The 8905-nt window shown below is 46.0% G+C and carries 12 protein-coding genes; 4 read left to right on the top strand and 8 right to left on the bottom strand.

Going from position 1 to position 8905, the window contains the following annotated elements; all coding sequences use genetic code 11:
* The 3 genes from FJZ26_02420 to FJZ26_02410 form a co-directional block, all read right to left on the bottom strand.
* Positions 1–155, bottom strand: a 155-nt coding sequence (locus tag FJZ26_02420) for a thiolase domain-containing protein (protein MBM3229261.1), incomplete at its 3' end; no start/stop codon positions are given.
* Between the two features lie 67 nt (positions 156–222).
* Positions 223–1269: a hydroxymethylglutaryl-CoA synthase gene (locus tag FJZ26_02415; protein ID MBM3229260.1), complete on the bottom strand. Its 1047-nt coding sequence runs from the start codon at positions 1267–1269 to the stop codon at positions 223–225.
* Positions 1270–1427: 158 nt separating this feature from the next.
* A complete protein-coding gene (locus FJZ26_02410) occupies positions 1428–2111 on the bottom strand; it encodes a helix-turn-helix domain-containing protein (GenBank protein MBM3229259.1) in 684 nt (227 codons plus the stop codon).
* Between the two features lie 253 nt (positions 2112–2364).
* Between FJZ26_02410 and FJZ26_02405 the strand changes: the two genes are divergently transcribed.
* The 4 genes from FJZ26_02405 to FJZ26_02390 all read left to right on the top strand — a co-directional run bounded on the left by FJZ26_02405 (position 2365) and on the right by FJZ26_02390 (position 4844).
* The gene (locus FJZ26_02405; protein MBM3229258.1) at positions 2365–3099 is read left to right on the top strand and encodes a hypothetical protein; all 735 of its coding nucleotides are present in this window, start codon (positions 2365–2367) and stop codon (positions 3097–3099) included.
* A 191-nt stretch (positions 3100–3290) separates the two neighbouring features.
* Positions 3291–3560: a hypothetical protein gene (locus FJZ26_02400; protein ID MBM3229257.1), complete on the top strand. Its 270-nt coding sequence runs from the start codon at positions 3291–3293 to the stop codon at positions 3558–3560.
* A 60-nt stretch (positions 3561–3620) separates the two neighbouring features.
* Positions 3621–3980: a hypothetical protein gene (locus FJZ26_02395; GenBank protein MBM3229256.1), complete on the top strand. Its 360-nt coding sequence runs from the start codon at positions 3621–3623 to the stop codon at positions 3978–3980.
* A gap of 18 nt (positions 3981–3998) precedes the next feature.
* The gene (locus FJZ26_02390; GenBank protein ID MBM3229255.1) at positions 3999–4844 is read left to right on the top strand and encodes a hypothetical protein; all 846 of its coding nucleotides are present in this window, start codon (positions 3999–4001) and stop codon (positions 4842–4844) included.
* Between the two features lie 339 nt (positions 4845–5183).
* Here the strand turns inward: FJZ26_02390 and FJZ26_02385 are convergent, their stop codons facing one another.
* The 5 genes from FJZ26_02385 to ribB form a co-directional block, all read right to left on the bottom strand.
* On the bottom strand, positions 5184–5654 hold the full coding sequence (locus FJZ26_02385) for a hypothetical protein (protein ID MBM3229254.1): 471 nt from the start codon (positions 5652–5654) through the stop codon (positions 5184–5186).
* 176 nt (positions 5655–5830) lie between these two features.
* Positions 5831–6952: a bifunctional diaminohydroxyphosphoribosylaminopyrimidine deaminase/5-amino-6-(5-phosphoribosylamino)uracil reductase RibD gene (gene ribD, locus FJZ26_02380; protein MBM3229253.1), complete on the bottom strand. Its 1122-nt coding sequence runs from the start codon at positions 6950–6952 to the stop codon at positions 5831–5833.
* Positions 6953–7039: 87 nt separating this feature from the next.
* On the bottom strand, positions 7040–7444 hold the full coding sequence (gene ribH, locus FJZ26_02375; protein ID MBM3229252.1) for a 6,7-dimethyl-8-ribityllumazine synthase: 405 nt from the start codon (positions 7442–7444) through the stop codon (positions 7040–7042).
* 11 nt (positions 7445–7455) lie between these two features.
* Positions 7456–7941 (bottom strand): riboflavin synthase, encoded by a 486-nt coding sequence (locus FJZ26_02370; GenBank protein MBM3229251.1) that lies wholly within the window; start codon positions 7939–7941, stop codon positions 7456–7458.
* Positions 7942–8003: 62 nt separating this feature from the next.
* The gene (ribB, locus tag FJZ26_02365) at positions 8004–8687 is read right to left on the bottom strand and encodes a 3,4-dihydroxy-2-butanone-4-phosphate synthase (protein MBM3229250.1); all 684 of its coding nucleotides are present in this window, start codon (positions 8685–8687) and stop codon (positions 8004–8006) included.
* Positions 8688–8905 lie beyond the last annotated feature (218 nt).

Raw genomic sequence — 8905 nt, 5'->3', positions numbered from 1 at the left:
ATTGTGCCTATGAACATGCCATCAATCTTGTCCCCGTGTATTTTTGCGTCGTTTAGCGCACTTGCACCTGCATCAATAATCATGTCCCTAAAGCCCCTGCTCCAGTCCTCGCCAAACTTGGACATGCCAACTCCAACAACCGCAACTTTTCTCATCTTGACCACCATAAAAGATAATTTTTATCGAATTCAACCCACTTCAGACAAGCCCGTTGCCCTCTTCTCAAAGGCTTTTGAGTTTTCTCCTGTGCTTTGCATAAAGCGCATAGCTGAGGTACTCCTTGTTTTGCACAAAGCTTTCCACGGCAGGCCCAATTTTCCTTTTTTCCTCAACCAAATCCGTGACAGTTATTGCAAACGCATCAGAGCCTGCCCCCGAGCCAAAAGAGGCAACAAGTATCTTTTCCCCCTGCTTTGCAATGTCAAGCACTGCGCACAGCCCAATCGGGGATGCGGCTGAATATGTATTTCCAATTACCGGTGTCTTGAGCCCGGCTTTAAGCTTCTCAACTTCAATGCCAAGCTTTTTTGCAGCCTCAATTGGGAACTTTCCATTGGGCTGGTGGAAAACAAAGTAGTCATAGTCCTTTGCAAGCGTGTTTGTCTTTTCAAAAAGCCCCTGCACCCCGCCCATCAGGTGCTTGAAATAGCCTGGTGCGCCTGTGAACCTGCCACCGTGCGTTGGGAATTCTGCATGCTGGCGCCTCCAAAAATCCGGAGTGTCGGTTGTATAAGAGTAGGTTGCATCTATGCTTGCAAGTGTTTCTTTTTTCTCACTGCCTATCACAAATGCCGCAGCGCCTGCGGATGCTGTGTATTCAAGGGCGTCGCCAGGCCTTCCCTGCGATGTGTCTGCCCCTATTGCAAGGCCGTAGTTTACCATTTTGCTTGCAACATAGCCGCAGCAAATCTGCATTGAAACTGTTCCTGCCTTGCAGGCAAACTCAGTGTCTGCCGCAGTCAGGTTTGGGGTTGCGCCTATTGCCTGTGCCACTATGGTTGCAGTAGGCTTCACTGCATATGGGTGCGACTCTGAGCCTACGAAAACCGCACCTATGGAAGATGGCTCGATTTTAGCCCTTTTTATGGCAATCCGCGCAGCCTCAACAGACATCGTTGCAGAGTCCTCATCAATGTCGGGCACGGATTTTTCCTGGACCCCAAGGCCGGATTTTATCCTGTCTGCCTCCTCGCCCCACACTGCGGCTATTTCCTCTACCTTAATCCTGTATTTTGGCACATATGCGCCATAACCTACAATGCCTGCTATCATAAGAATCACCCTGCAAAAATCATTAAGCTACAAATTGATGCCAGTCAATTTGGCACTGCAATTACAAACAAGTCAAATCGGCAAATCACATGCAAAGTGCAATGTTTTTCAAGCAAACCAGGCACGGCAGCCGGAATTTTCGGCTTTGCCTCCCCCTATATCTTGTTGAGCGTGTCTTTGATTTTTCCAATGTCAACCTTGGTTGTTACCACGGGTATTTGCTCCTTTTCCGCAAGCTTGAGTGCTAGCTCGTCAACTTCGTCAATCCCATGGAGGACTATGATGCTTGGCTTCATTGGCGTGACTCTGACAACAACCAAAGGCGAGCGGCCTGTTGATACCCTTGTGAAGATGAATGCGCGCTCTGACATGGAGCCGTAAAGCCTTGGGTAGTGAGTATAGGGCATCTCAAGTATCACTTTTAGGCTGTCAATAACCGTGTAGCCATAGAGCTTTTTGACTTTCATAAGCTCGTCATTTGCAACAACCTTGCCGTTCACAAGCTTTGCAAAGTCAATGGCGCTAATGCTTGTTGCAAACTCGTGAACCTCAAAGAATTTCTCCGAGTTTTCCTCTGGATGTGTAAGTTTTGTGACAACCTGGCTTCCCCTATCCTTGTCTATTGCAATTATTGACTCAACAAAGCGCCGAATGACTGCAGTGCCTGGCGAGCGCCTTCGGTTTCCTTCGTAATCTGATATTGTAGATGCTGAAATTTTGAGATGCCTGCCTAGCTCTGACTGGGTGATGCCAAATATCTCGCGCCACTTTTTCATTGTTCCCCCAGGCGTGTCGGATACTGAAATTTCACCTGCGATCTGCACTGTCAATTTTTCCATTTTTACACCATTCTTAATCAGGTTTATATTTTTTGCACTAAGCAATTTTGATCAATTTCCCTATCTCAAATTTTCAAATCCCACCCTTTTAAATCTATCGAAGCCCTATTTGACTTTTGACGAACTAACTTCCATCTGCCTTGTTTCTGTTAACCCTCAATGCAATCGTTTATATACCTTAATTCCCATAAATTATAACATAAACTTATCAACGAAGCCAATCGTCCTTCACAAAATCTGCAAAGTGACCCAAATGACAAAAGTTTTTCACCCAGGTCTGGTATGCTATCGACAGCTGTCGGTTCTTACCACTTACTTTCAGGCAAAAACCCAAAGCATGTTATACAAACAAAACGAAATCTTTATCCAAAGGCTCAGGTGCGACGTGCAGCAGCTCACGCCATTTTTGAAAAAATACATGGCCTTGCATTATCTTCATGACCAAATCATCGATAAAAGCCCTGACAATATTCTTCACCAGGGCGTTTGTGTGAAGGCAACCGAAGCCTTGGCATTCCTGCTTAAAACTCGCGGTTACAACTCCTTCGAGCTTTGCAAAGGCTTGCATTCGCTTGTGGGGGTTGAGCATAACGGCGAAAAAATACTTGTCGACCCAACACATCTGCAGTTTTTCCACATCCTTGGCATTGACGGCAAGTATTTTCCCAAGGAGGAGGTGCTTGTCCTAAATAGTGCCGACTCAAATGCATATGCTTCCCTGCTTGCCGACTCACTTGTTTCGCAGCTCGAAAAATGCGGCAAGTCACGCATTGAGCTTGTACGGTTTTTTTTAGGCATCTGGAACGAGTCTTTGTATTTCAAATTAAACAATAACCCGCTTCTCGTAGTTGACCGGCTTATGGCGGATTATCCAAACCAATCATGTGAAAAAAATCTTCTTGTCAGTGAGCTTGCTAAAGACGGCTTTATCCAGCTTGCGCCAAATCTCGAAAAGCCAAAAATCTGGTCCATCATCAAAAGCGAATAGGAACGTTGATTCATATGCGCGGCTCAAGACTTATTATTTGCGCAATTGGGTCTTCTAAAGCACCGACTGAAAGCCCTTTCCATTCAAAACTCAAGCAAGAGAAAATGCAGTTTCCACATCCAATCAAAAAAAATGCAAACATGAAACCAATTTATTTCAAACCAAAGCACAGTTACGCAAAAAAGCTTGGCATGGACATCCTTGCTTTTAAGCCGGCACTTGAAAAGGCGGTTTTTGCAATCTCATTTCCTGGCGAATATGAACTCAATCCCTATTTTGTTCCTTTAAAGGAAAATGCCCTCAAATACCCTTTTTGCGGCGTTGCCTGCGGCATACTTGCATACCTGCTAGGGAATAAAGGCCACAATTTCACCGAATACACCAATGCGGTTCTTGGGCATGTTGTGCTTGCAAAACCATGTAAGGACGCTTCAATAATAATTGACCCGACATATCTCTAGCATTTTTTTAATGCCAACAGTTCAATTGGCTCACGTGAGCTTGAAAAACGGCTTGACTCAATGCTTTTGCCAAAGCAGGAGATACTTGTTATACAAAAAGGCACGCTTGCCAGGCTCGCAAAATGGTTTGACAAGGCTAATGCCAAAGCCCTAAAACAGTTTCCTGCACTTGCCAAACAGTACTGCTCGCAGATGCCACTTGAGCGTGTCATTGAGCTTGCAAAACTAAGGTACCACTCTTTAGGCATTCCAAAAGCCCAATTGCTTAAAACCCTCAAGTCAATTTACACCCTTTCGCATTATGATGAAAATCCCTATCAGCTGCACAAAGACATGGCAAGCTGGAAAGACATCACAAAACTTCTGTATTCCCATATGCAGCTTGCACATTTGCTTCAAAAAGAAGGATATGAATTTTAGGGCATTTCAGGTTTTTCCATGCAACCGATTTACAATGCAAACTCTGATGCGCGCCAGCATCAAGCCACAAGCAAAAGCACTGTTATTTGTTCAAAACAGCCGCTTGCCTGCCTGCCTAAAAACCATCTGGATAAAATTAGGCAAGATGCAAAATCCCTCAAACCCTACCTTGTCAAGTATCTCCATGCTATTGCCAAAAGCCGCTGTTTGTTTGCCCCTTTAATCTCAAATGAAAACCCCGGAAACTCAATCCTAAGGCGCGGCCTTTGCAACGAGGCATCTGCAATACTCCAGTTTCTTCTTGAGTCCAAAGGACACTTGTTTGAAGTTCATGAAAGCGTTCTTTGGAATCACACCTTGCTTGCATCAGTTTTCCAGGGAAAGCGCGTCATAATCGACCCAACCTATCTGCAATATTTCAAGCCAAAAGCGCAGGGCCATCTGAATCCGCAAATTTGCATGGAGCTTGACAATCTTTTCTTTACAAATGAAATACTGGTTGTTCCGGAAGGAAACTTTGATGATGCCGCAAGGCAGATATCACGCATGCTCAACCCTCCTTGGGAAAACATCCGCCGCATTTTTGGCAAATTTGCAAGCACTTTGCATACGCAATATTCCAATGCTGAAAGCCAAAAAGCCATAATCAAATCGCGCTACCCATATTATGGGGCAAGCCTTGATTCGTCCAATAGCCTTTTCTTGAAGTATAATATTGACCGGGGCTATTCCATCCAGACAAACAGGCTTTCACAGTACCTGATGCTTGGGAGCCAGGGAAAATTCGACTTTATGCCAGAATACGCGCTTGCCGTTGTCAAACTGATGAGGGAAGATGGCTTTCTCAAAAGACCCGATATGTAAACTTGACAAGCCAGCAATGCTTTGCATCAAACCAGCAATCAACTTGGCAAAAGAAGTTTCTTTATTCTATCGGGCTTATCATTCTGCCTGCAAGCTTTTTGTAAAATTCCGGGGTGCATTTGCCCAATGCCCTTACAACCTGTCCAGCTCTAATCCGAATTACGCTGTCAGACCTTGCAAAGCTTCCTGGTGCAAGTACGCAGTTCACATAGGCAGTTCCTATTTTGATGCAGTATTCATCGCTTTTGTTTTTCCAAGCTTATCCAATAACTGCCTGTACCACCCAATTCCATCGCCCTTATCGCATGCTCCTCAGTGTCAAGCGCTTTTTACGCTGGTTTATCTCATGCTTTCCAGCGTCCCTATCGCCTTTTTTATCTTCTCAAAAGAAGTTTTGCAGTTTTCCAAATACACATGCTCAAGTGCAGCCCCCAAATCAGGCTCGTCTGCAAGCGGCGGCATTGTAAAGCAGTACTTGTGCTCCTTTCTCTCAATTATACCGCGCTTTTTCAGCTCAAGTGTGTGGTAGCGCACTGCTTTGGGATTGACCTTCTCCACCTCTATACTCTGGATTTTTGCAATCCTTGCAAGCAGCTGGTGGATGTCTGGCGGCTGCTCCTCAAAATGGGCAAACATCAGCGCCTCAAGAATATCGAGCATCAGAGTCCTGCTCTCGCCAGGTAAAATAAGCCCAAGGGAAAGTGCCACATACCTGACAAGCGATTTTTTAGTCATCTTTACCTCGCTTGTCAGCTGCATGTCGCGAATTATTTGCTCCTGGCGGATTAACTTTGATTCTGGCAATGCCATAAACAAAACCCTTTGCAAACCAATACTTGCCGCAATTCCGCAACATCCAATTGCAAATCCACAATACCATGCCGTAAGCCAGCAATCCAATCGAAAGCTAGCTCTATCAAATTGCATTAATTATTGTGTGACTAAAACAATTTTGGCGTGCTTGTTTTAAAGTCTTTGGGGAAAATCTATTCAAAGTTTTTCTGATTTGCTGGCTTTGCCACAATAAGCAAGTCGTCCCCGATTTTCTCAACGCTTTTAAAAACAAGATTTTTTGCCTGCCGCATTCTTCCAATGCCGCTTCCCTCAACCGGGGTTTTTGCCTCCCTGCCGCCAATCAGCTTGGGGGCAATGAAAAAGTAGAACATGTCAACAAACCCGGCCCCAGAATTTTTTTTATCAAATGCAAAGCTTGCAATCGTCTCCCCGCCACCCTCAACAAGAACACTTGAGATGTCAAGACTTGCAAGTTTTTCAAGAAGTTTTTTTATCGGTATTTTTTCGCCGCCAAATACAAGCACGCGCACCCTCTTTCTTTCAAGCATCCTAATCCTGTCCTTGTCCTTTGAGCATGTTGCAACAACAAGCCTGCCGTCTGTTCCTATGGCTTTTGCATTTAACGGTATTTTCAAGCCAGTGTCAAGTACAACCCTATATGGCTGCCGAATAACCTTATCGCGCCCCCCCTGCCTTACAGTCAGGCGTGCGTCATCCTTCATAACAGTCCCAATCCCAACAAGCACTGCATCATGCCTTGCCCTAAGCCCCTGAACACGCCATCTTGAATTATTGCCTGTTATCCATTTTGAGTCGCCTGTCCTTGTGGCAATCTTGCCGTCTGCAGACATTGCCCACTTGACAGATACGTATGGAAGGCCGGTTCTTGCAAGCTTTTCAAAATACGGATTTATTTCAAGGCACTTGCCTGCAAGCACGCCCCCCTTTACCTCAATCCCCGCAGCCATCAATTCTCTTGCGCCCTTGCTGCCTGAGTTTTTTGCAGTTGGGTCGCCTGCCCCAAAAACAACCCTTGAAAAACCGGCTTTAATAATTGCCTGCGTACAAGGCGGTGTCCTGCCATAATGCGAGCAGGGCTCAAGTGTCACAAAAAGCGTTGCGCCCTTTGCCTTTGAAACAACATGTTTTTCCGTTCTGCCAAGCTTTCTTATTGCTTCTATCTCCGCATGCGCCATCCCGGCCATTTTGTGAAAACCGGTCGCAATAACTTTCCCGCTTTTAACAACAAGCGCTCCAACATGCGGGTTTGGGGTTGGGTCTGCCAACAATGCAAGCCCAATTGCTTTTTTCATAAAAAGTTCGTCTTTATCCAGAAAATCACTTCAATCTAAGCCGAACTCATCAAACTGCAAGCCGAAGTTTTCCATTCATTTCTCCACTTACTTTAGCCTGCTTAATTCCACTGCCGCGCCAACAGCCCTCTTTGCATATTCTTCGGACACTTTTTTTGCGTATGCCCAAGTCGCATCAGGGCCAATCACCCCAAAGCCAACAGGCTTTCCAAATTCAAGGCTAAGCTTTGAAATTGCAGACGCGCACGCCTCAACAACTACTTCATCATGGTCGGTCTTTCCTTTTACCACGGCCCCAAGCACAATGCAGGCATCGACATTTTTTTTTGCAAGGGCTATTTTTAGCGCAAATGGCGCGTCAAATGCACCTGGCACATGATAAACCTTGCCAACCTTTGCGCCAAGCATGGCCGCATGAACGAGTGCCGCCCTCTCCATTCTCTTGGTTATCTCCTCGTTAAAATCGCAGACGATTATCGCAAGCTTAATCATAAAACTCCCGCCTACTCGCGAACTATCTTTCCAACATGCATTCTTCCTTGCCTTAAGCCCAGCCCTGCGTATTTTGTCAGCTCCTGCTGGTTTGTTGCAAGCAGCACCGCATTTATGGCGTGCTTTCTTGCCCTGTCCTCAAAAATTGAGCCTAAATCCTTTTCGTTTTTCCCCTCATCCTCATGCACGAATACCTCGACAATATGCTTGTTTGTCATTAGTTTTGCCCACTGGAGGCCTAAAGACGCCTCATGCCCGCATGTCTTGTCAACAGCCTCTTTGCCAACCATCCCGAATGCAATCACCATGTCGCATTTGTCCCGCTCATACAAAAGCTTGCACTCGACAGGCAGATCCTTTATGCCAGGAACAGTGCGCCTCACGAATTCCTTTTGCAAATCAGGAAACTTCCTGTTTATTTCGTCTATCGCGAAGCCTGCCATGTCTGCCCGCGCAAAAGTAGTGTCAGCCAACCCGATTTTTAGCCTATTGACCATGCAATCAACTGCTTCCAAAAGGCAGAGTGCCAAAATTCCCCTTTGCCTTTCCCTTGCCTTTTTCAGGCTATTATGTCCCTGCCTTCTATAAAAACAAGCCTGTTTTTCCTTGCATATTCATCTGCTTCTTTTTTTGCAAGCGCCTTGCCGCATCCCCTGCCGCACTTTCCGCCGCTGTTGCAAAGCATCTCGCACAAAAGCACTGCAGGGGCAAGCCCCGCCTTTCTTGCAAGCTCAAGGGAAAGCTCAGTGTGCCCTTTCCTGTGCTTTAGGCCCTTTCCAATTAGAAGCTGCACATGCCCTGGCGACTTGAAGCCGCCTTCAAATTCCTTTTTCATGCCATTTGCGCTTTCAGCAACTTTTGCAAAAGCCTTTGCAGTCATTGCCCTGTCGTTGTCAGTAATCCCTGTAAATGCCTTCACCGAATTTATCGAAACTGAGAAAGCCGGCTTGTCGCCGTACCTTGTTTTCCCATACGCAATCTTTCTCAAAAGCGGATTACTATTTTTTGAGTAAAGGTCTGCCAGGTATGGTAACCCTATCTTTTTTGCGACCCGGTTGTCAGTTGCTAGGCAGACAAGCCCGCCTGCATCCTGCCTCATCATGGCGATTATGTCAGGCGTTGCGCTTGAGGCATGGACTATTATATCCGCCTCGCCCTCCCTTCCCTCAAAGTCAAACACAAGTATAGGCCTGCCATCCCTGAGGGCCTCAATGGCCATTCCAATTTTCTTAGAGTCAGGCATAAAACATACCCCTAATCCAAATTGCCAATAACAGCCCTATTGCTGCGAAAATGTCCTTTATCCAGCAGCTTCACTATTCCTTATTCCGAAAATATAAATCAAGACTACTCAATTATTGGTAAGAACCGAATCGGATTGGCTCAGTAATCGTCCCCTCTTCCCCTGTATTCAGTGCGCTTGCCCCTGGCGCGGTTATCGCGCCCCCCCTCGCCCTGTCT

This window comes from Candidatus Parvarchaeota archaeon, assembly GCA_016866895.1.
Taxonomy (GTDB): domain Archaea; phylum Micrarchaeota; class Micrarchaeia; order Anstonellales; family VGKX01; genus VGKX01.
The sequence above is the reverse complement of the archived record's forward strand: the minus strand, read 5'-3'. Positions and strand labels throughout refer to the sequence as shown.

What these genes read in the sequence shown, in the direction of transcription:
- ribB (MBM3229250.1), bottom strand. Translation starts at nt 8,687, where the DNA reads ATGCCTGACTCTAAGAAAATTGGAATGGCCATTGAGGCCCTCAGGGAT.
- ribD (MBM3229253.1), bottom strand. Translation starts at nt 6,952, where the DNA reads ATGAAAAAAGCAATTGGGCTTGCATTGTTGGCAGACCCAACCCCAAAC.
- FJZ26_02395 (MBM3229256.1), top strand. Translation starts at nt 3,621, where the DNA reads ATGCTTTTGCCAAAGCAGGAGATACTTGTTATACAAAAAGGCACGCTT.
- FJZ26_02370 (MBM3229251.1), bottom strand. Translation starts at nt 7,941, where the DNA reads ATGGTCAATAGGCTAAAAATCGGGTTGGCTGACACTACTTTTGCGCGG.
- FJZ26_02410 (MBM3229259.1), bottom strand. Translation starts at nt 2,111, where the DNA reads ATGGAAAAATTGACAGTGCAGATCGCAGGTGAAATTTCAGTATCCGAC.
- FJZ26_02390 (MBM3229255.1), top strand. Translation starts at nt 3,999, where the DNA reads ATGCAACCGATTTACAATGCAAACTCTGATGCGCGCCAGCATCAAGCC.
- FJZ26_02385 (MBM3229254.1), bottom strand. Translation starts at nt 5,654, where the DNA reads ATGGCATTGCCAGAATCAAAGTTAATCCGCCAGGAGCAAATAATTCGC.
- FJZ26_02400 (MBM3229257.1), top strand. Translation starts at nt 3,291, where the DNA reads ATGGACATCCTTGCTTTTAAGCCGGCACTTGAAAAGGCGGTTTTTGCA.
- ribH (MBM3229252.1), bottom strand. Translation starts at nt 7,444, where the DNA reads ATGATTAAGCTTGCGATAATCGTCTGCGATTTTAACGAGGAGATAACC.
- FJZ26_02405 (MBM3229258.1), top strand. Translation starts at nt 2,365, where the DNA reads ATGACAAAAGTTTTTCACCCAGGTCTGGTATGCTATCGACAGCTGTCG.